General features: G+C 51.6%; 18 protein-coding genes. 9 read left to right on the plus strand and 9 right to left on the minus strand.

Features of this window, described 5'->3' with window-relative positions:
- Positions 1-72: 72 nt before the first annotated feature.
- Positions 73-2,103 (minus strand): alpha-amylase, encoded by a 2,031-nt coding sequence (locus tag HV346_RS00785; RefSeq protein WP_181621755.1) that lies wholly within the window; start codon positions 2,101-2,103, stop codon positions 73-75.
- A gap of 314 nt (positions 2,104-2,417) precedes the next feature.
- Between HV346_RS00785 and HV346_RS00790 the strand changes: the two genes are divergently transcribed.
- On the plus strand, positions 2,418-3,245 hold the full coding sequence (locus HV346_RS00790) for a protein bax (RefSeq protein ID WP_181621756.1): 828 nt from the start codon (positions 2,418-2,420) through the stop codon (positions 3,243-3,245).
- Positions 3,246-3,290: 45 nt separating this feature from the next.
- On the opposite strand, the gene xylR is transcribed toward HV346_RS00790, so the two are convergent.
- The 4 genes from xylR to xylF form a co-directional block, all read right to left on the minus strand.
- Entirely contained in the window at positions 3,291-4,469 is a 1,179-nt protein-coding gene (gene xylR / locus HV346_RS00795) for a D-xylose utilization transcriptional activator XylR (protein WP_181621757.1), read from the minus strand.
- A 34-nt stretch (positions 4,470-4,503) separates the two neighbouring features.
- A complete protein-coding gene (gene xylH / locus HV346_RS00800) occupies positions 4,504-5,685 on the minus strand; it encodes a xylose ABC transporter permease XylH (RefSeq protein WP_181621758.1) in 1,182 nt (393 codons plus the stop codon).
- On the minus strand, positions 5,663-7,204 hold the full coding sequence (locus tag HV346_RS00805; protein WP_181621759.1) for a xylose ABC transporter ATP-binding protein: 1,542 nt from the start codon (positions 7,202-7,204) through the stop codon (positions 5,663-5,665). The genes xylH and HV346_RS00805 overlap by 23 nt, the downstream gene beginning before the upstream one ends.
- Before the next feature lie 72 nt (positions 7,205-7,276).
- A complete protein-coding gene (gene xylF / locus HV346_RS00810; RefSeq protein WP_181621760.1) occupies positions 7,277-8,269 on the minus strand; it encodes a D-xylose ABC transporter substrate-binding protein in 993 nt (330 codons plus the stop codon).
- Positions 8,270-8,641: 372 nt separating this feature from the next.
- Here xylF and xylA point away from each other — a divergent pair, with 372 nt between their 5' ends.
- Together xylA and xylB are read left to right on the plus strand one after the other, a co-directional pair.
- Positions 8,642-9,964: a xylose isomerase gene (gene xylA / locus HV346_RS00815; RefSeq protein WP_181621761.1), complete on the plus strand. Its 1,323-nt coding sequence runs from the start codon at positions 8,642-8,644 to the stop codon at positions 9,962-9,964.
- A 71-nt stretch (positions 9,965-10,035) separates the two neighbouring features.
- The gene (gene xylB, locus HV346_RS00820) at positions 10,036-11,490 is read left to right on the plus strand and encodes a xylulokinase (RefSeq protein WP_181621762.1); all 1,455 of its coding nucleotides are present in this window, start codon (positions 10,036-10,038) and stop codon (positions 11,488-11,490) included.
- Between the two features lie 47 nt (positions 11,491-11,537).
- Here xylB and HV346_RS00825 read toward each other — a convergent pair whose 3' ends face one another.
- Positions 11,538-12,533, minus strand: coding sequence for an acyltransferase (locus HV346_RS00825; RefSeq protein ID WP_181621763.1), 996 nt, complete (start codon positions 12,531-12,533; stop codon positions 11,538-11,540).
- 184 nt (positions 12,534-12,717) lie between these two features.
- Here HV346_RS00825 and HV346_RS00830 point away from each other — a divergent pair, with 184 nt between their 5' ends.
- The 3 genes from HV346_RS00830 to glyS all read left to right on the plus strand — a co-directional run bounded on the left by HV346_RS00830 (position 12,718) and on the right by glyS (position 16,174).
- A complete protein-coding gene (locus HV346_RS00830; protein WP_181621764.1) occupies positions 12,718-13,023 on the plus strand; it encodes a YsaB family lipoprotein in 306 nt (101 codons plus the stop codon).
- Between the two features lie 160 nt (positions 13,024-13,183).
- Positions 13,184-14,095, plus strand: a complete 912-nt coding sequence (gene glyQ / locus HV346_RS00835) for a glycine--tRNA ligase subunit alpha (protein WP_003860141.1) — start codon at positions 13,184-13,186, stop codon at positions 14,093-14,095.
- Positions 14,096-14,104: 9 nt separating this feature from the next.
- The gene (glyS, locus tag HV346_RS00840) at positions 14,105-16,174 is read left to right on the plus strand and encodes a glycine--tRNA ligase subunit beta (RefSeq protein ID WP_181621765.1); all 2,070 of its coding nucleotides are present in this window, start codon (positions 14,105-14,107) and stop codon (positions 16,172-16,174) included.
- Positions 16,175-16,187: 13 nt separating this feature from the next.
- Here the strand turns inward: glyS and HV346_RS23345 are convergent, their stop codons facing one another.
- Positions 16,188-16,568 carry a hypothetical protein gene (locus tag HV346_RS23345; RefSeq protein WP_249415117.1) on the minus strand — a complete coding sequence of 127 codons (381 nt, stop codon included), beginning with the start codon at positions 16,566-16,568 and terminating at the stop codon, positions 16,188-16,190.
- A gap of 428 nt (positions 16,569-16,996) precedes the next feature.
- On the opposite strand from HV346_RS23345, the gene HV346_RS00850 reads away from it, so the two are divergent.
- Positions 16,997-18,616 (plus strand): ABC-F family ATP-binding cassette domain-containing protein, encoded by a 1,620-nt coding sequence (locus HV346_RS00850; protein WP_181621766.1) that lies wholly within the window; start codon positions 16,997-16,999, stop codon positions 18,614-18,616.
- A gap of 42 nt (positions 18,617-18,658) precedes the next feature.
- On the opposite strand, the gene HV346_RS00855 is transcribed toward HV346_RS00850, so the two are convergent.
- Entirely contained in the window at positions 18,659-18,946 is a 288-nt protein-coding gene (locus HV346_RS00855) for an HTH-type transcriptional regulator (RefSeq protein ID WP_181621767.1), read from the minus strand.
- Positions 18,947-19,277: 331 nt separating this feature from the next.
- On the opposite strand from HV346_RS00855, the gene HV346_RS00860 reads away from it, so the two are divergent.
- Together HV346_RS00860 and cspA are read left to right on the plus strand one after the other, a co-directional pair.
- The gene (locus HV346_RS00860; RefSeq protein WP_181621768.1) at positions 19,278-19,988 is read left to right on the plus strand and encodes a DUF3053 domain-containing protein; all 711 of its coding nucleotides are present in this window, start codon (positions 19,278-19,280) and stop codon (positions 19,986-19,988) included.
- Positions 19,989-20,240: 252 nt separating this feature from the next.
- Positions 20,241-20,453, plus strand: a complete 213-nt coding sequence (cspA, locus tag HV346_RS00865) for an RNA chaperone/antiterminator CspA (RefSeq protein ID WP_006177792.1) — start codon at positions 20,241-20,243, stop codon at positions 20,451-20,453.
- A 59-nt stretch (positions 20,454-20,512) separates the two neighbouring features.
- On the opposite strand, the gene ghrB is transcribed toward cspA, so the two are convergent.
- A complete protein-coding gene (gene ghrB, locus HV346_RS00870; protein ID WP_181621769.1) occupies positions 20,513-21,487 on the minus strand; it encodes a glyoxylate/hydroxypyruvate reductase GhrB in 975 nt (324 codons plus the stop codon).
- Between the last annotated feature and the right edge of the window lie 10 nt (positions 21,488-21,497).

Here is a 21,497-nt window from a genome sequence, read left to right on the forward strand (position 1 = left end):
TGGTTTGTATTTGTGTGGTGAATTATTCTGTGACGCACCCTCTCCTCAAAAAGGAGAGGGTTAGGGGCGTGGTTACTGATTCCCCGCCCACACCACCATCGCTTTATCGCCATTGTGCTCACGCACGAAGCCATAGCCCTGCTTGAGCGATAAGGTCGTCTGCTTTCCTTCCCCTATTGCAGGATGACGAGCGCGGAATTGCCCCAGAATCTGCCAGTGGGAGACGGTTAAGGATTGCTTACCCGTAACGTCCTTCCAGTTCATGTCTGAGCGCGTTCCCTGAAGCGGGTCTGAGCCGGTTGGGCCAAACGGGCGTTCAGATTCATCTCCGTAATAGATTTGTACGCTACCCGGTGTCAGCAGAAGCAGTTCTGCTGCGCGCTGACCACCTTCGCGGAACAGACGGGTGTCGTGTGAGGAGAGATAACTCAGCACATTGAATCCCTGGAGCTTCTCTGCCATTTGCTGCCAGGTTAAATCGATATCGGCCAGGCAATCGACGGCTTTTGCTGCTTGTTCCTGGTAATCAAAATTGATCATCGCATCGAAACCGTGGCGATAATATTCGCTTTGCATCACGCCGTGCCCCCAGGATTCTCCGGTCATCCAGAAGGGCGCATCGTCGAGTTTTTTGTCCGGATTGGCCAGCTTCCAGGCGGCGAGTGCCTGGCTTGCCTGATCTTTGAGCTGCTGCCATGCCGGTAACTCGACGTGTTTCGCGGTATCCACCCGGAAACCGTCGATGCCATAGTCACGTACCCACTGGCTCAGCCAGTGAGTCAGATAATCCCTTGGGGTATACCCTGCGATCTCTTTCGCGTGTGTGTCGGGCTTATGTTGATAAAAGTTCGGCAGGCCAGAAGGTATGGTGGATTCTGTTTTTAGATCCGGTAAAAACGCCAGTGACATGGTTAAATCGTCATAGCCTGGGCTGTCGTAATCACCAATATCTGTGCGGATCCATTTCTTCCCCCACCATTTTTCCCATGCGGCTTTGTCGCTGAAATTAATGTAATCATTAAAGCTGTGCCAGCTTTGCCCGACACCGGGTTTCCAGTCAGTCCAGTGTGTGCCCAGCGTTTTTTTCAGCTCTTCACCTTGCAGATATAACGCACCAAACTGGAACTCCTGCATATCGGCAAGTGTGGCGTACCCGGTGTGATTCATGACAATGTCGAACAGGATCCGAATACCGCGCTTGTGGGCTTCATCGACAAGATGGTGCAAATCGTCTTCGTTGCCCATATTGGCGTCGAGCTTTGTCCAGTCCTGTGTGTAGTAGCCGTGATAGGCGTAGTGGGGGAAATCCCCTTTTGTTCCGCCGCCCACCCAACCGTGGATTTGCTCCAGTGGAGAGCTTATCCAGAGTGCATTGACGCCCAGTTGCTGTAAATAATCGAGCTTACTGGCCAGCCCTTTGAGGTCGCCGCCGTGGAAGGTCCCAATCTCTTGCATACCATCTTTATGCCGACCATAGCTGTTGTCGTTGGTTGGATCGCCGTTAACAAAGCGATCCGTCAGAACAAAATAGACGGTGGCATTTTGCCAGCTAAAGGAGGCAGGTTTGTCGGTTTCGGCACGTTCCAGCAGCAGTAGACCGTTGCTGTTAGCCGCAGGTTGCAGTGTGATTTTCCCGTTTTGTACCGTGGCGGTTTGTTTACTGTAGAAATCACGAACTTTTGACCCTTCCGGGAAGGTGCTATTGACCTCAATAGTTAACGGTTTCCCGTCCCACTTTGGACACTGGCGAGTGACGTTTGCGATGGGTTTTTCTGCTGCGCTTTGGATCGACAGCATTAAGGTGGGTGTCCCGGAGCGCGTGTCTACGCGCATCTGATAATCACCCTCACGGAATAAACGCCACTGTGGCGGCGTGCCTTCGCAAGGTTTAAGCGACAGCATCTCATTGAGTTTTATTGCTTCAGTAGGCTGCCAGCACGTGTTGTCAAAACTTAGCGTGAGAGGGCGCGTACCCTTCGCCAGCGTTGCATGGCTGGTGAACACCCCGGTTCCTTCAGTATGAAATGTATCAAAACCGGGGGATGTCCAGTCTGCATTTGCCATAGCGGGTAATAACAGAAGAGCCAAAGCGGAGCGTTTCATTCCATTTTCCTGTCGCGGCATTTTTGACCAGTGTGCCACCTGATTCAGGTGAAAAACTCATCCTCCGGCGCTTTCTACCAGGAGGATGTGGAAGGATGAGTGATCGCGCGCAAAATTAGACAGTTATCTGCGATATCGCACACAATTTCGCGGGAATGATGGGTAAGTGAGCAACTTTTTGATGACATAGTTTCGGAATTGGACTATTTCTTTAGATGCTCTTGAAGTCTATTTTTGTTATGATTTGAGATTCCGCTCTCAAATTTGTGAAAAAAATAAGGTGTTGGAATGCTTATATCCGACCAGGAGACCTAATGATATCGACTCCCATTCGACGATTTGGGGCTACGATACTCATGTTACTCACCGTGTCATTTTCAGGTGGGGTGCTTGCGAAAACGCACACGGATACATCGAGTCACAAAGCCCACGTCATAAAGACGACGAGTAAAAGTAAGGTTAGCAGTAAACAAGAGTATTCTCGCAATAGTGCAAAGAGCAGTTCACTTCCTGATTTGCGAAAATACCCTTCCGGGACACCAAGGAAAAAAGCGTTTCTCCGGACGGTAATGCCTTATATTACAAGTCAAAATACTGCGATTACCGCAGATCGTAACTGGCTTATCTCCAAGCAGTACGATAGCCGCTGGTCGCCGTCTGAGCGTACGCGTCTGAAAGACATTGCGAAGCGCTATAAAGTGAGCTGGAACGGTAATACGCGTCGTGTTCCGTGGAACTCACTGTTAGAGCGTGTGGATATCATTCCTGGCAGCATGGTGGCGACGATGGCTGCAGCCGAGAGTGGCTGGGGGACATCAAAACTGGCCCGTAGCAATAACAACCTCTTTGGCATGAAATGCGTTAAAGGGCGTTGTAACAATGCACCAGGCGCAGTGAAAGGCTACTCGCAGTTTGAATCGGTTAAAGATTCTGTGAGCGCCTATGTGGTGAATCTGAATACGCACCCGGCTTACTCTTCGTTCCGCAAATCACGTGCTCAGTTGCGTAAGGCGGATCAGGAAGTAACGGCAAGCACCATGATCCACAAGCTGAAAGGGTACTCCACGCAGGGACAGAGCTATAACAACTATCTGTTCGCGATGTACCAGGATAACCAGCGCTTAATCGCCGCTCATATGTAATCCTCAAAAAACGCCTTCCAGTGGAAGGCGTTTTTCTTTTCTGCACTATATCAGCACTTCACTGTGGCGCTCCCGATACTCCTTGGGCGTGGTGTCATACTCTTTCTTGAACACCGAATAAAAGTACTGTAACGAAGGGTAGCCGCACATCTGTGATATTTCGTTGATCGACAGCGACGTTGAGATCAGCAAACTACGTGCTTTTTCCAGCTTCTCTGCATGGATCACGGCGTGAATGGTTTCACCCACCTCTTCTTTAAAACGTTTCTCCAGGTTGGAACGAGAAATTCCCACTGAGTCCAGCACCTGGTCGACCTTGATCCCTTTGCAGGCGTGATTGCGGATGTAATGCATAGCCTGAATAACGGCAGGGTCGTTCAGCGAACGGTAGTCGGTCGAGCGGCGCTCCACCACGCGAACCGGTGGAACCAGTAAGCGCTGGAGAGGCAACGTTTCATTGTCCAGTAATCGGTGGAGTAGTTTCGCGGCCTGGTAACCCATCTGACGCGTTCCTTGTGCCACCGATGACAGTGCCACGCGTGAGAGATAACGCGTGAGCTCTTCGTTATCGATACCAATAACGCACAGTTTTTCGGGTACAGGGATATGCAAATGTTCGCATACCTGCAACACGTGACGCGCACGGGCATCTGTCACGGCAATAATCCCGGTTTGTGGCGGTAGCGTTTGCAGCCAGTCGGCCAGGCGGTTTTGCGCGTGCTGCCAGTTTTCAGGGGCGGTTTCCAGCCCCTGATACACCACGCCACGGTACTTTTCTTTGGCAACTAACTGACAGAAAGCGTACTCGCGTTCCATTGCCCAGCGTTTACCGCTTGAGGATGGCAGGCCATAAAAAGCAAAGCGATGTACCCCTTTCTCCTTCAAATGCAAAAAGGCACTTTCGACCAGGGCATGATTATCGGTGGCAATGTAGTGAACCGGTGGATAATGTTCTGGTGTGTGATAAGAGCCGCCGACGCCTACGATGGGGACCTCGACGTCAGCGAGAAGCCGCTCGATAATGGGATCGTCATAATCTGCGATGACGCCATCGCCAAGCCAGTCCCTGATGTTTTCAAGGCGAGTCCGGAAATCTTCTTCGATGAAGATATCCCACTCGGATTGCGACGCCTGCAAATATTCGCCAACCCCTTCAACGACCTGACGATCGTAGGCTTTGTTAGCATTGAATAACAATGTAATGCGGTGACGCTTCTCGAACATGGCTGACTTTCCCAAATAAGTGGCAACGCGGTGTTCATGCCCGTCGCTTGGTTGCGGAATCCATCCAGACCGCCAGCAACAGAATGGCTCCTTTGACGATATACTGCCAGAAGGTCGGAACATCCATCATACTCATTCCGTTGTCCAGCGACGCCATAATAAATGCGCCCATCACAGCCCCTGCAACACTGCCTACACCGCCTGCGAGGCTGGTTCCACCAATCACGCAGGCGGCGATGGCATCCAGCTCCGCGATGTTACCTGCAGACGGTGAACCTGCCCCCAGACGTGAGCTAAGAATTAACCCTGCAATAGCCACCATCAGGCCATTGATTGCAAAGACGGCGAGTTTGGTGCGTTCAACATTAATGCCTGACAGGCGAGCAGCTTCGAGATTGCCGCCGATGGCATAAATGCGACGACCAAATGCAGTGCGGGTAGCCATAAACATCCCCGCCAGCAGTAAAAGTGCCAGCAGTAGCACAGGGGTAGGAACACCACGATAATCATTCAGCAACCAGATAGCTCCCAGCACGATGATGGCGGTGATGGCCTGGCGTCCAACAACCGCTGTAGATGCAGGAGAGGCTAGCCCCAGAGCCTGACGGCGCATTCGCCCGCGCCACTGCCAGGCAACAAACGCCATTAAACCGATCACGCCCAGCGTAAATCCGACACCATCAGAGAGGTAGCTCTGACCAATTTGCGACATGGATGCGCTGGTGGGCGATACGGTTGTGCCATTGGTGATCCCAATCAACACTCCCCGGAATGCCAGCATCCCCGCAAGGGTGACAATAAATGAGGGGACTTTACGATATGCCACCCACCAGCCATTCCACGCACCAAGCAACAGGCCCAGTATCAGTGTGACGACAATTGTCAGGGGCAGCGGCCAGCCGAGCCACACGTCAAAAATAGCCGCGACGCCACCGAGTAAGCCCATCATTGACCCTACGGAAAGATCGATTTCGGCTGAAATAATAACGAACACCATCCCCACAGCCAGAATGCCGGTAATCGCGGTCTGGCGAAGCAGGTTAGAAACGTTGCGTGCGCTCAGGTAGGAGCCATCGGTCATCCAGGTGAAGAACAACATAATGGCAATGATCGCCGCGATCATCACGAAGACCTGTAAATTGAGCGTCTTAAGCCCAGAGAAGGCACTGCCCATTGGAACAGCGGCTTTGATATCAGGCGGATTGCTTTTCGACATGGCGTTCGCTCCTTAATGCGGCTTCCATCACCTTCTCCTGCGTCAGGTTTTGGTTGTTCAGATTGGCTTTAAGCTTCCCTTCGTGCATGACCAGCACCCGATCGCTCAGGCCCAGCACTTCAGGTAGCTCAGACGAGATGACAATGACGGCAATGCCTTGCTGCACGAGCTGATTAATCAGTTTGTAGATTTCGTATTTCGCGCCGATATCAATTCCGCGCGTAGGTTCATCCAGGATCAATATTCGGGGATTGAGCAACAGGCATCGCGCCAGTATCGCTTTCTGCTGATTGCCGCCGCTCAAACGTCCAATGGCCAGCTCGGGTGAGGAGGTCTTAACCTTGAGACGTGTTAACGACTGAAGAATACAGTGCTGCTCTGCGGCATCGTCCAGGCTACTTAGCGCCCCTGAAAACTGGTCAAGTGCTGCCAGTGTGATGTTTTTCCCGACAGCCATAACCGGCACGATGCCGTCTTTTTTACGATCTTCAGGGACCATGGCGATACCCTGCGCAATCGCCTGCTGGCAGGAGTGGATATGAACCTGCTGCCCATCAATATGAATTTTGCCCTCCCAACGCCCAGGCCATACGCCAAACAGGCACTGTACAGCTTCGGTTCGCCCCGCACCGACTAAACCGGCAATTCCCAGGATCTCACCGCGATGAAGCGAAAAAGAGATGTCGTTAACACGCTTGATATGGCGGTTAACGGGATGCCATGCCGTCAGATTTTCAACGCGTAAGATCTCGTCTCCGATGGTGTGAGGTTCATTAGGATATAACGCGGTTAGCTCACGGCCGACCATCATCGTGATGATGTCATCTTCGCTCATGCCCGACGCAGTACGCGTCCCGATATGCTGCCCATCGCGTATCACGCAGATGGTGTCAGAAATGGCTTTGACTTCGTTGAGCTTGTGGGAAATGTAGATGCAAGCGATGCCGTGGTTTTGCAGATCGCGGATGATATTGAGCAGAACGGCGGTCTCCTGCTCTGTAAGTGATGCGGTCGGCTCATCAAGGATCAGCAAGCGAACCTGTTTGTTCAGCGCCTTGGCAATTTCGACCAGTTGCTGCTGACCGAGGCCCAGGTCACCTACGCGTGTGTCGGGGGAAATCGACAGGCTTACCTGAGCCAGCAGTTTTTCGCAGCGTAGCGTCATGGTGTCGTAATCAAGCACGCCATAACGTGAAATCTCTGCCCCCAGGAAGATATTTTCCAGCACCGTGAGGTGCTTCACCAGCGCCAGTTCCTGGTGAATGATGGCGATACCTTTGCGTTCGGTATCACGGATGTGCGTGGCTTGTATGACTTCACCGGCAAAAACAATTTCACCATCGTAACTGCCGTGAGGGTAGATCCCACAAAGCACCTTCATCAGTGTGGATTTACCGGAACCATTTTCACCACACAGTGAAACAACTTCACCAGGATTCAGGCGCAGGCTAACGTTATCGACAGCTTTCACCGCGCCAAAGGCCTTGGTGATACTTTTCATTTCAAGTAAGTAAGGCATAACTGCTCCACGTGACCCGAAGGAAGAACAGCACAAGTCGATGCGCCCCTGCAGTGCAGGGGCAGCGCTGGATTACAGTTCACTCTTTTTATGGAAACCGTCTTTAATCACGGTGGCGTCAATATTCTCTTTATTGACTTCAATTGGAGTAAGCAGACGAGCCGGCACATCTTTCAATCCATTGTTCAGCGAGGCATCTGCTTTAGGTTGTTTACCATTGCCTAATTCAACGGCTATTTCTGCTGCGGTATTCGCAAGCTCGGTAATAGGTTTATAGACCGTCATTGTCTGTGTACCGGCAATAATGCGCTTCACGCCTGCGAGATCGGCATCCTGGCCTGAAATAGCGACTTTTCCGGCAAGACCTTGTGCGCTGAGCGCCTGAATTGCCCCGCCTGCCGTTGCATCGTTGGAGGCGACGACCGCATCAATTTTGTTATTGTTGGCCGTTAATGCGTTCTCCATAATTTTCAGCGCATTTTCAGGCAGCCAGCCATCGGCCCATTGGTCGCCAACTACTTTAATTTTCCCGTCGTCGATAAAGGGCTTGAGAACTTTCATCTGGCCTTCGCGGAATAATTTGGCGTTGTTATCAACAGGCGAGCCACCCATCAGGAAATAATTTCCTTGTGGCACTTTGTTAACCAGGCTTTGTGCCTGTAGCTCACCCACTTTTTCGTTATCAAAGGAAATGTAATAATCAATATCGGCGTTATTAATCATTCGGTCATAGGCTAAAACTTTAATGCCTTCTTGTTTCGCCTCTTTAACAACATTACTTAACACCTGGCCGTTATAAGGAATAATGACCAGAACATCGACGCCACGGTTGATCATATTTTCAATTTGTGACATTTGCGTTTCTTCATTGCCGTTAGCCGACTGAACAAACACACTTGCGCCGAGCGATTCGGCTTTCTTCACAAAAATATCGCGATCTTTTTGCCAGCGTTCAAGACGCAGATCATCAATGGCCATGCCAATTTTTACTTCTTTAGCATGCCCGGTGAAGCTTGCAAGCAGGAGAGTAGTGCAGAGAGTAAGGGACAGATTCTTTATCTTCATAATTATAGTGCCTTTTGTAGGGTTATGTTGCTGCTGAGATAAAAGAAACATTCACTGCTGTAGACGCAGCAAATTTTTAACGTGGAATGGCTGGCTGGCAATTACAGATTTTTATCTTCTCATTATGATATTTGGTTTATTTCTGAATTTATGACCGCGATCTGATTTTAAAATGCGTAACTTACTAATTACATACGAATCTGGAATAAGTGCCGAGAAATAGTTCGCTTGCGCATTATTTTGAGAGCCAGCGCACATTTGCGTATTCTCTCAATAGCAGTGTGAAATAACGTAATTGAGCAAGCGCGAATGTGTATTCACTATTACTTAAGTCTCGACTACTCGCCGCATCCCTTGATTATGGAGCTGAATATGCAAGCTTATTTTGACCAACTTGATCGCGTTCGTTACGAAGGCCCAAAATCCACCAACCCTTTAGCATTTCGTCACTACAATCCGGACGAGTTGGTGCTGGGTAAGCGTATGGAAGATCATCTGCGCTTTGCCGCCTGTTACTGGCATACCTTCTGCTGGAATGGGGCCGATATGTTCGGTGTGGGCTCCTTTAATCGTCCATGGCAGCAGCCAGGTGAAGCGCTTGAGCTGGCGAAACGTAAAGCCGATGTCGCGTTCGAGTTTTTCCACAAACTGAATGTGCCGTATTACTGCTTCCACGATGTGGATGTGTCGCCAGAAGGAGCGTCGCTGAAAGAGTATCTGAATAACTTCGCCCAGATGGTTGACGTGTTGGCTGAAAAACAACAGCAAAGTGGCGTGAAGCTACTGTGGGGCACGGCAAACTGCTTCACCAACCCACGCTACGGCGCGGGTGCGGCGACTAATCCTGACCCTGAAGTGTTCAGTTGGGCCAGCACGCAGGTTGTCACTGCCATGAATGCCACGCACCAACTGGGGGGCGAAAACTACGTACTTTGGGGGGGGCGTGAAGGCTATGAAACGCTGCTCAACACCGACCTGCGCCAGGAACGCGAACAGATTGGCCGCTTTATGCAGATGGTGGTCGACCATAAACACAAAATTGGTTTCCGTGGCACGCTGCTGATTGAGCCGAAACCGCAAGAGCCGACCAAGCATCAATATGATTATGACGTTGCCACCGTATACGGCTTCCTGAAGCAGTTTGGTCTGGAAAAAGAGATCAAAGTGAACATCGAAGCTAACCACGCCACGCTTGCAGGCCACTCATTCCATCACGAAATTGCCTCTGCCATTGCGCTGGGCATCTTTGGTTCTGTCGATGCGAACCGTGGTGATGCCCAGTTGGGCTGGGATACCGATCAGTTCCCGAATAGCGTTGAAGAGAATGCGCTGGTGATGTACGAAATTATCAAAGCGGGTGGTTTCACGACCGGCGGCCTCAACTTTGATGCCAAAGTCCGCCGCCAGAGCACCGATAAATATGATCTGTTCTACGGACATATTGGCGCGATGGATACTATGGCGCTGGCGCTGAAAGTGGCTGCTCGGATGATTGAAGATGGCGAACTGGATAAACGTGTAGCGAAGCGTTACAGCGGCTGGAACAGTGAGCTGGGACAGCAAATTTTGAAAGGTCAGTTATCCCTTGCGGACATTGCGAAGTACGCTGAGCAACACAACCTGGCCCCACAGCACCAGAGTGGACATCAGGAACTGCTCGAGAACCTGGTGAACCATTATCTGTTCGACAAATAATGAATAGTTAAGACGTAGTCAGGCCCGGCAGCGTCACGCTACCGGGCATTTCTGTAAAAGGAGTCACCGCAATGTATATCGGGATTGATCTTGGCACATCGGGTGTGAAAGCCATCCTGCTGAGCGAGCAGGGCGACGTGTTGGCAACACAAACAGAAAAGCTGAATGTTTCACGCCCACATCCGTTATGGTCGGAGCAGGACCCGGAACAGTGGTGGTTGGCAACGGATCGTGCAATCAAGGCTCTCCGCGAGCAACACAGCCTGCGTGAGGTAAAAGCGCTGGGCATTGCCGGGCAAATGCATGGTGCAACATTGCTGGATAACCAGCATCGCGTGCTACGGCCCGCGATCTTATGGAACGATGGCCGTTGTGGCGAAGAGTGCGCGATCCTTGAAGAGCGCGTGCCGACGTCCCGTGATATCACGGGGAACCTGATGATGCCGGGGTTTACTGCACCTAAGTTACTTTGGGTACAACGGCATGAACCGGATATTTTCCGACAAGTCGCGAAGGTCCTGTTGCCGAAGGATTATCTGCGTTTTCGCATGACGGGTGATTTTGCCAGCGATATGTCTGATGCCGCAGGGACGATGTGGCTTGATGTCGCTAAACGTGACTGGAGCGAGGCGATGCTTGCGGCCTGTCACCTGACTCGGGATCATATGCCTGCACTTTTTGAAGGCTGCGACATCACGGGCACGTTACAGGCGGCTATTGCCGAACGCTGGAATATACCTGCCGTACCGGTTGTTGCTGGTGGCGGTGATAATGCGGCGGGCGCGGTTGGTGTGGGGATGGTTGACGCCGGGCAAGCGATGCTCTCACTCGGGACTTCCGGTGTCTATTTTGCAGTCAGCGACGGTTATCGCAGTAACCCTGACAGTGCCGTTCACAGCTTTTGCCATGCTCTTCCAGGCAAATGGCACTTGATGTCAGTAATGCTGAGTGCCGCATCTTGCCTGGACTGGGCAGCGAAACTCACCGGCATTGCGGATGTGCCAGCGCTGATATCAGCTGCGCAGCAGGCGGATGAGTCTGCCGGCGCCGTATGGTTCTTACCTTATCTTTCTGGAGAGCGCACGCCGCATAATAATCCTGAAGCGAAAGGTGTTTTTTTTGGCTTAACACACCAGCATGGTCCTGCCGAGTTAGCACGAGCCGTCCTTGAAGGTGTGGGCTATGCACTGGCTGACGGGATGGATGTGGTCCATGACTGTGGGCTGAAACCTTCGAGTATCACCCTGATTGGTGGGGGGGCGCGGAGCAGTTACTGGCGACAGATGTTGTCAGATATTAGCGGATTGCAGCTTGATTATCGTACGGGGGGAGATGTCGGGCCTGCACTGGGAGCCGCCAGGTTGGCACAAATCGCCATTCACCCGGATCAACCGCTTGCTGAGTTATTGCCACAGTTGCCGCTGGAGCAGCGTCATCAGCCCGATGTGTCCCGTCATGCCTGCTACGCTGAACGGCGAGATGTTTTCCGCAGAATTTATCAGCAGCTATTACCTCTGATGTCCTGAAAAACAGATCCCGACAGAACGTATCTGTCGGGATCGTTATGAAAAAACTAACTCACAAACCGGCGTGCATCGACGCGTTGCAGCAGCATCGACAACAGTAAACTGACAATAAGCGTGACGGAAAAAATCCAGGCGATATCCAGTATTGGCCAGCTTTTGAACTCAACACCTTGTGTACGCAGGGCGTGGATCACCAGGGCATGAAAACCGTAAATGCCCAGAGAATGGCGTGAGATAAAACCCAGAACAGGAAGTGGGCGTTCGTTTAGCGTGTTTTTGGCAAGGATCAGCAGTGACACCGCGCAGATAAAGACCACTGGACCACAATAAAGATACCAGGTATCGGCAAAGTTGCCGCGCCATTGCAGCTCATAAAGCGTCCCGCGCGAAATAATAAATACGCCGATGATAAACAACGAGGCACAAATTCCGTTCAGCCAGGGTTTACGCGTCTCCATCATCCCAATCGCCCTGCCCAGCATGCCGTACAGCACGTAGTAAAACGTATCGCCGCTGATATAGAGGTTGACGGGCAACCACTCAAAGCCGCCGATTTTTTGCGAAAGCGTGTTGGGATTCGCCACTACGCCAATCACGACCATCAGCGCCAGCAGCATTTTTCCGCTCACTTTTTTTACCTGAATCAGTGGTGAAACCAGGTAGATAACGATAATGGCGAAGAAAAACCACAGGTGATAGAACACCGGCTTTTGCAGCAGCAGTTTCAGTGACAATCCGGCATTAATTGGGGTAAACAGCAGGATATAGAGGAGAGCAACCGCGCTGTAAAAAAGCAGGCATGAGGCAATACGTGCGAAATGTCTGGGGCGGGCGCTCCGTTCGCCAAAAAAGAGAAAACCGGAGATCATAAAGAACAGCGGCACACTGACACGAGAGGCAGAGTTCAGCACATTGGCGATATCCCAGTTAACGTGACTGATACTGTGCGCGTTGGTGACATACCAGGTTGTGGTATGGATCATGACGACCATCAGACACGCAATGCCTCGCAGGTTATCAATCCAGTTAATTTTTGACTGCATCAGTTCCTCTATGTCTTTTATAAATACAGTGTGACTGTCATTGTGTGAGCGTCTTTCACTGGATAATTCCGAGTTTTATTTTGCGGGCTTGTATGAGGGCCACGAGATTCGCAGAATGCGAAGCCGTAATCTATAAAGACGTTGATACTAAAAATAACAGCCAGAGACCAGGGCAGTGATAAAAATGATGATGAAGCGCACGGTGTCACTCTTTCTACTGACCCTGCTTGCCGGATGCAGTGCTTCGCAAGAGGTTCCGGTACAAAAAGCACAACAAGGAAAAGTGAGTGTGAAACGCTCTTTGGATATGGAGCAATTGTGTAAAGATCAGGCTGCCTACCGCTATAACACCGGTTTGAAGAAGATCGATGTCACCGGGTTTGAACAGTTTCAGGGGAGCTATGAGATGCGGGGCTATACATCCCGTAAAGAGGGCTTTGTCTGCTCTTTTGATTCGGATGGTCAGTTTTTACATCTCTCTATGCGCTAACGTGTAGGTGCACACATCGGCCAGATCCCTTATGTACTCTGGCTGAAAGGCTTATTTCCCAATTTTCCCTAAACAAACCCGTTTCGTACTGTATATCTTGCAGTCAGCGGGTATACTGATCCCTTCCATTTAAAACCACACGTATCCAGCACGACATACTATGCAAAAGTTTGATACCAAGACCTTTCAGGGCCTGATCCTGACCTTACAGGATTACTGGGCTCGCCAGGGCTGTACCATTGTTCAACCTTTGGACATGGAAGTAGGCGCAGGCACTTCACACCCGATGACCAGCTTACGTGCGTTGGGGCCAGAACCGATGGCAACCGCCTATGTGCAGCCATCCCGCCGTCCTACTGATGGCCGTTATGGCGAAAACCCAAACCGTCTGCAGCACTACTATCAGTTCCAGGTGGTGATTAAGCCTTCTCCGGATAATATTCAGGAACTGTACCTCGGATCGCTGAAAGAGCTGGGTATGGACCCAACCATTCACGACATTCGTTTCGTGGAAGATAACTGGGAAAACCCAACGCTGGGCGCATGGGGTCTGGGTTGGGAAGTGTGGCTGAACGGTATGGAAGTGACGCAGTTCACCTACTTCCAGCAGGTTGGTGGTCTGGAATGTAAGCCAATTACGGGTGAAATCACCTACGGTCTGGAACGTCTGGCCATGTACATTCAGGGCGTAGACAGCGTTTACGACCTGGTCTGGAGCGACGGTCCGTTGGGTAAAACCACCTACGGCGACGTGTTCCATCAGAACGAAGTGGAGCAATCCACCTATAACTTCGAATACGCGGATGTGGACTTCCTGTTCACCTGCTTCGAGCAGTACGAGAAAGAAGCGCAGCAGTTGCTGGCGCTGGAAACTCCGCTGCCGCTGCCAGCCTACGAGCGTATTCTGAAGGCCGCCCACAGCTTCAACCTGCTGGACGCCCGCAAAGCGATCTCCGTGACTGAACGTCAGCGTTATATTCTGCGTATTCGTACGCTGACCAAAGCCGTTGCAGAAGCTTACTACGCGTCCCGTGAAGCCCTTGGCTTCCCGATGTGCAACCGAAACAAATAAGAGGCGGCGATGTCTGAGAAAACTTTCCTGGTGGAAATTGGTACTGAAGAGTTGCCACCAAAAGCCCTGCGCAGCCTGGCGGAATCTTTTGCTGCGAACGTGACTGCGGAGCTGGATAACGCTGGCCTCGCTCACGGTAATGTTGAATGGTTTGCGGCTCCACGCCGTCTGGCGCTGAAAGTGGCAAACCTTGCTGCGTCTCAGCCCGACCGTGAAGTTGAAAAACGCGGCCCGGCGATTGCCCAGGCGTTCGACGCTAGCGGTCACCCGAGCAAAGCGGCAGAAGGTTGGGCACGTGGTTGCGGGATCACCGTTGACCAGGCCGAACGTCTGACTACCGATAAAGGTGAATGGCTGCTGTACCGTGCTCATGTGAAAGGTGAAAGCGCTGAAGCGTTGCTGCCAAACATGATTGCGACGTCCCTGGCGAAATTGCCGATCCCGAAACTGATGCGCTGGGGCGACTCCGATGTGCATTTCGTACGTCCTGTGCACACCGTGACGCTGCTGCTGGGTGATACCGTTATTCCTGCCACCATTCTGGGTGTTGCGTCCGATCGTGTGATCCGCGGCCACCGTTTTATGGGCGAGCCAGAGTTCACCATCGATAATGCCGATCAGTATCCTGCTATCCTGCTGGAACGCGGTAAAGTCATTGCTGACTACGAACTGCGTAAAGCCAAAATCAAAGCGGACGCTGAAGAAGCGGCACGTAAAATCGGTGGTAACGCCGATCTGAGTGAAAGCCTGCTGGAAGAAGTGACCTCTCTGGTTGAATGGCCGGTTGTGCTGACGGCGAAATTCGAAGAGAAGTTCCTCGCGGTTCCTGCTGAAGCGCTGGTTTACACCATGAAGGGTGACCAGAAATACTTCCCGGTTTACGCTAACGACGGCAAACTGCTGCCAAACTTCATCTTTGTGGCCAACATTGAGTCCAAAGATCCGGTACAGATTATCTCCGGTAACGAAAAAGTGGTTCGCCCACGTCTGGCGGATGCGGAGTTCTTCTTTAACACCGACCGTAAAAAACGTCTGGAAGATCACCTGCCACGTCTGCAGACCGTATTGTTCCAGCAACAACTGGGTACGCTGCGTGACAAAACGGACCGTATCGCGGAGTTGTCTGGCTGGATCGCACGTGAAATCGGCGCAGACGTTAATCACGCCACCCGTGCTGGTTTGCTGTCCAAATGCGACCTGATGACCAACATGGTGTTCGAGTTTACGGATACTCAGGGTGTGATGGGCATGCACTATGCTCGTCACGATGGCGAAGCAGAAGATGTCGCTGTTGCGCTGAACGAGCAGTATCAGCCGCGCTTTGCGGGTGATGATCTGCCGTCTAACCCGGTAGCCTGTGCAGTGGCGATTGCCGATAAGATGGACACCCTGGCGGGTATCTTCGGTATCGGTCAGCATCCGAAAGGGGACAAAGACCCGTTCGCGCTGCGTCGTGCCGCACTGGGTGTGCTGCGTATCATCGTTGAGAAGAACCTGAACCTCGATCTTCAGACCCTGACGGAAGAAGCTGTACGCCTGTACGGCGACAAGCTGACGAATGCTAACGTTGTGGATGATGTTATCGACTTTATGCTGGGTCGCTTCCGTGCCTGGTATCAGGACGAAGGTTACACTGTCGATATTATTCAGGCGGTACTGGCACGTCGCCCAACCCGTCCGGCAGATTTCGATGCGCGTATGAAGGCGGTTTCGCATTTCCGTACTCTGGAAGCGGCATCCGCGCTGGCTGCGGCTAACAAGCGTGTTTCCAACATTCTGGCAAAATCCGACGAGACTCTGAACGAGCGTGTGAACGCTGCGACGCTGAAAGAGCCGGAAGAGATTGCTCTGGCGATGCAGGTTGTTGTGCTGCGCGATAAGCTAGAGCCATACTTCGCGGAAGGCCGCTACCAGGAAGCGCTGGTTGAACTGGCTGAACTGCGTGATGTTATCGACGCCTTCTTTGAGAAAGTGATGGTAAACGTAGAAGATAAAGATCTGCGTATTAACCGTCTCTCTATGCTCGAAAAACTGCGTGAATTGTTCCTGCGCGTGGCGGATATTTCATTGCTGCAGTAATGTTTGCGATACTCTAAAAAACCCGCTTCGGCGGGTTTTTTGTTTTCATTGGCCGAATCAGCATAGCGCTATCCGGCAGGTTCAGCCGTTCGCTATTACCTTCATCGGTTTTTAGCCAGCGTGGCGTTTTCAGCGTATCAGAAAAATAGCCGATCAGTTCGCATAACAAATCTGCCATTACGATTTCTGACTGTCGCGGCAATGACCCGTTCATCAGCAGTTGCGTAATTTCCTGACAGTAACGCCCCAGTTGATCGGATTCTGGCTCAGAAGAGGGCACTTGGGAGGAGAGTTCCTCCACGGTCAGGCTTGCTTTTAAACCTTCCCCGGCGCATCTTTCGATGCCTCTGCTCAGCCGACTATTGAGATGTAGCGAAGCATGCTGCCCAACCATGTGCCGCCGATAAGATAAGTCAGGATGCTAATCCCGACACCTGATTTTGCAGGTGCGAGAAGAACCTACTGCTCATCAAAACAGGTGGCAACAGATTTACTCTATGTAACTGAAAATATTACCATTTATGGAAAGAGGCTCGCAAAATTACAGCAATGAGAACCCTGCTGTGGATAAACATCTTACAGCGATGTCCTGTCTCTCTCCACAGGGGCGAGAGGACTGTTCAGTGCCCGCATTTTATATGGCGATCCCCTTGCCCAAAAATTAACCTTGAAACGCTCAGCAAACTCCCGTTATTCTTACCCCGTTAAATTTCGCCCTCTGGAGCGCCCCCCAAAAATGAACAAACACGACTGATGAATTTCGATCCTTGCTAAACGCCACCGCGTCGGCAGGGGATGTTTTGATTTCATTCAGGAGTGCTTATGGCTCATTTTGCGCAGTCCCCTTCTTTTATTTTGCATCAGGTCACCTGTCAGTTTGCGACGGGCGATACCCTTTTTGGTCCGCTGAATCTGTCGCTGGAGTCCTCCCTGTGCGCGCTGGTTGGCCGTAACGGCAGTGGTAAAACACGTTTATTACGTCTGCTGGCGGGCCTTGAACAACCAACGACCGGTCACATCGAGCGTTTTGGTACGCATGTCTGCGTGGCTCAACAACATGAGATTTCCCCGCAAACGACGCTGGCCGACCTGCTCGGTTATGACGCGGTCTTTGCTGCCCGCAAACGCATCGACAGCGGTGATTATCTTCCCGAGGATCTGGAGTGTCTCGATGGATTCTGGGATCTCCCCGAGCGGCTAAACGACGCATTCATTAACGCTAACCTTCCGCCCTTTGAGCCCGATAAATGCGCGTCAGAGTTGAGTGGTGGCGAGCGCATGCGGGCGCTGCTTTGCGGAGCATTCAGTGCAGATGCCGACTATTTATTGCTGGATGAGCCCACAAATCATCTGGATCGTCACAGCCGGGAGTGGTTCTACAGTCAGCTTACGCAACAGCGTGGTGGAGTCCTGGTCGCTTCACATGACCGTGAGTTACTGGCCCTGGTTCCGCGCATACTTGAACTGAGTGCGTCAGGCCTGCAAAGCTACGGCGGAAATTATGCTGACTATCAACGCCAGCGTGATGCCGGGCAGCAGGCTGCCCGCGCTGCGCTAGAGCATGCTGCCACAGAGCGCAAACGTACCCGTGCCCGGATGCAAAAAGAGCACGATGACAGCCAACGGCGTTCAGCCAAAACGCTCCGCACGGTAGACTCACTGAATATTGCTTCGTTTGAACGCATCAAATACAAAATGGCGGCGAAAGAGCGCATTGGTGCATGGCGCAAACAGCATAGCGATCAAAATGATGCGCTAAACGCTGCCGTGAATCAGGCGCGGGAGCGTGTTGAAGAGGATGATCCGGTGATATTTACGCTGCCGGGAAGCCGTATCGCGACGGGTAAGCAGGTGCTGGATCTTGAGGATATGGTATTGCCATATGTGGACATTCCGCCGATAAACTGGCGCATGGCTGGGCCGATGCGTGTCGCGTTGCGCGGGCCAAACGGTTGCGGGAAATCGACGCTGTTAAAAGCGATCCTCGGTGAAGTATTGCCGCGATCGGGAATTTGTCGGTTGTCGGTAAAAACAGCCTATCTTGACCAGCATCTGTCAAAACTGGATCTGTCACTTTCTGTGATGGCACACCTCAACCTGAGCAATACGCCACTGGAAGAAGGCATGATACGGACCCGATTAGCCCAGCTTCAGCTTGGCGCAGAAAAAGTGTCGCTTCCGCTGGCGGAGCTTAGTGGAGGTGAACGCCTGAAGGCTGCCCTGGCCTGCGTGTTGTGGCGAGAGGATGCAGCACAGTTACTGCTGTTGGATGAGCCGACCAATCACCTGGATCTGGCTTCCGTTGAAGCGATTGAAGCGGCACTGGCCGATTTCCCTGGTGCTCTGGTGGTCGTCTCCCATGATGATACTTTTCTGCATGGGCTGACGTTGACGCATAACATGGTGTGGAATGATAAAGGGTGGCGTTGTGAAAACCTCTGAAACACAAACCCCCGCATATGCGGGGGCGATAACACAGGTTTATTAGGCTATCTGCTTGCTGAGTGCAGGGTTGGCCTGTATCAGGCGCATCAGCTTTAACTCGGTTGGCGTGGGTTTTTCACGTTTTGATTCCCATTCCATCACCATGGCTACGCTAACACCCATTGCTCTGGCGAATTCATCTGTCTGAAGTCCTGTCCCTTTGCGCAATCGCTCAAATTCTGTAAAGGGATTGGATTTTTGGGGCAAGGTAATCGTCTGCGGTACATCTTTAAACACAATCTGTTCCAGACTGCTCAGCAGTTCAAACATAGGATCTTTATATTCCATTGAGAACTCCTCTTAAATCACACAGCGGGATCGTGAACATCAGAGAGCCAGTTAAGAATAGTCGGTAAAGGATAGGCAGGAGCCCCGGGTGTGTGATTAATCGTGCTGTTGTCCTGGCTTTACGCGTTTCAGCAGAAGAGGTATCCAGGCTAATTGACTGATTATTCAAAAACAGGGCTCGCAGAGTATTTTTTTGTAAATCGTCAGTACGAAAACGGCAATAGCCGTTTTGCATGAAAAGAGTATCTTGCAGGCCTGACCTGGACTATCCTTGTCAGCGTCGGGCATGCCTGTGCCGGTGTGCGCTTTTTAGGGTGAAAGGAGTAATAAAATGGCGACAGGAAAGTCCTGCTCTCGCTGGTTTGCGCCTATTGCGGCGTTGTTAATGGTAGTTAGCCTGAGTGGGTGTTTCGATAAAGAAGGCGATCAGCGCAAGGCGTTTATCGATTTTCTACAGAATACCGTGATGCGCAGCGGTGAACATCTTCCAACGCTGACTGCGGATCAGAAAAAACAGTTTGGTCCCTTCGTGTCCGATTACGCCATCCTTTATGGTTATTCACAGCAGGTGAATCAGGCGATGGACTCGGGTCTGCGTCCGGTGCTGGACAGCGTCAACGCTATTCGCGTGCCGCAGGATTATATGACTCAGCGTGAGCCGCTGCGTCAGTCTAACGGTGCGCTGGGTGTTTTGAGCCAGCAACTGCAGAATGCAAAGATGCAGGCTGATGCCTCGCGTTCCGCCTTAAAGCAGGGTGATGATCTGAAACCTGTCTTTGACAAGATTTATGAGAAAGTGGTGACGAAACCCGCTGATGCCATGCAACCGTTGATTCCGGCTGCGCAGATTTTCACCCAACAGTTGGTGCAGGTTGGGGACTATATTTCCCAGCAAGGGACTCAGGTGAGCTTTGTCTCTAATGGCATCCAGTTCCCGACGTCGCAGCAGGCGAGCCAGTACAATACGCTGATTGGGCCGCTGGCCTCGCAGCACCAGGCCTTTAGTCAGGCATGGAGTGCGGCGGTGACAGCCACGGAGTAACACGAGCAACGAAAAAAACCCCGCTATAAGCGGGGTTTTTTATTCATATTAAAAATAATACTTGTCTTTCATGTACCACATCGGTATAACTATGTCCGTCGGTTTGTTACACAGACCTAAAGCAGTTTAGTAAAGCAGTCCAGATTGTTATCCATAGATACCCTTCGTAGTGACCCTTCCTTCATCGCTTAAAAATCTGTAACGCAACCATCGTGCCGGAAGGCAAAACAAATTTTTAATAAGGTAATTTCTATGTCTGGTAAAATGACTGGTCTGGTAAAATGGTTCAACGCTGATAAAGGTTTCGGCTTCATCACTCCTGACGATGGCTCTAAAGATGTATTCGTACACTTCTCTGCTATCCAGAACGAAGGCTACAAATCTTTGGACGAAGGTCAGAAAGTTTCTTTCACCATCGAAAGCGGCGCTAAAGGCCCAGCAGCTGGTAACGTTGTAAGCCTGTAAGCTTCCAACTCAGCAGCACAAGAATTTAAAAACCCGCCTTCTGGCGGGTTTTTTCGTTTCTACTGCTGAACCTGCGGGTTAACACAGTTTTTCTCAACTTTTCCGCTGAGAGCGGCAATCAGATTGTCCACTGCAGTTGCGGCCATGTTGTAGCGAGTTTCATGGGTGGCAGAGCCGATGTGAGGCAGGGCAACCACGTTGGGCAGCGTCAGCAGCGGGGAATCAACCGGCAGCGGCTCTTGCTCGAATACATCCAGCCCAGCAGCATGGATCTCCCCGTTTTGCAGTGCTTCAATCAGTGCTTTCTCATCGACCACCGGACCACGGCCCGCATTAATGAAAATGGCCGATTTCTTCATTTTGCCAAATTCAGCCTTGCCAATCAGATGATGGGTTTCTTCCGTCAGCGGCAGGATCAGACAAACGTAGTCAGCTTCCTGCAACAAGGTATCTAAATCACAGTAACGCGCGTTAAAGCGCTCTTCGGCTTCGTTGTGATGACGGCGTGCGTTATACAGAATCGGCATATTGAAACCGAAATGCGCACGTTGTGCGAGAGACAGGCCAATGCGTCCCATGCCGACGATCCCCAGCGTTTTACCGTGGACGTCCACGCCAAACCAGTCCGGGCCGATACCTTTGGTCCATTCACCCGCTTTCACACGTTCGGCCACTTCGACCACGCGACGGGCAGTGCTCAGCACCAGCGCCATCAGTGTGTCCGCCACTGTTTCCGTCAGGGCATAGGGCGTATGCATCAGCAGGATCTTGCGGGCGTTCAGTGCATCGACATCGAAGTTGTCGTACCCCACGGAAATGGTCGAGGTAGCACGAAGCTTCGGCATTTTCTCCAGCAGTGCGATATCTACTTTCTCGCTTGAACCCAGCAAACCTTCAGCGCTGGCAAACGCCGTTGCGTGTTGTGCTACGGTATCCGGGCTCAGGTTCTTCACCTGGGTAACAGTGAAGTGTTCTTCCAGGCGTTTTTGCAGATCTTCAGGCAGTGCTTTATACAAAATGACGGACGGCTTCATGCTAATCTCC

This window comes from Enterobacter sp. RHBSTW-00994 (genome assembly GCF_013782625.1).
Taxonomy (GTDB): Bacteria; Pseudomonadota; Gammaproteobacteria; order Enterobacterales; family Enterobacteriaceae; genus Enterobacter.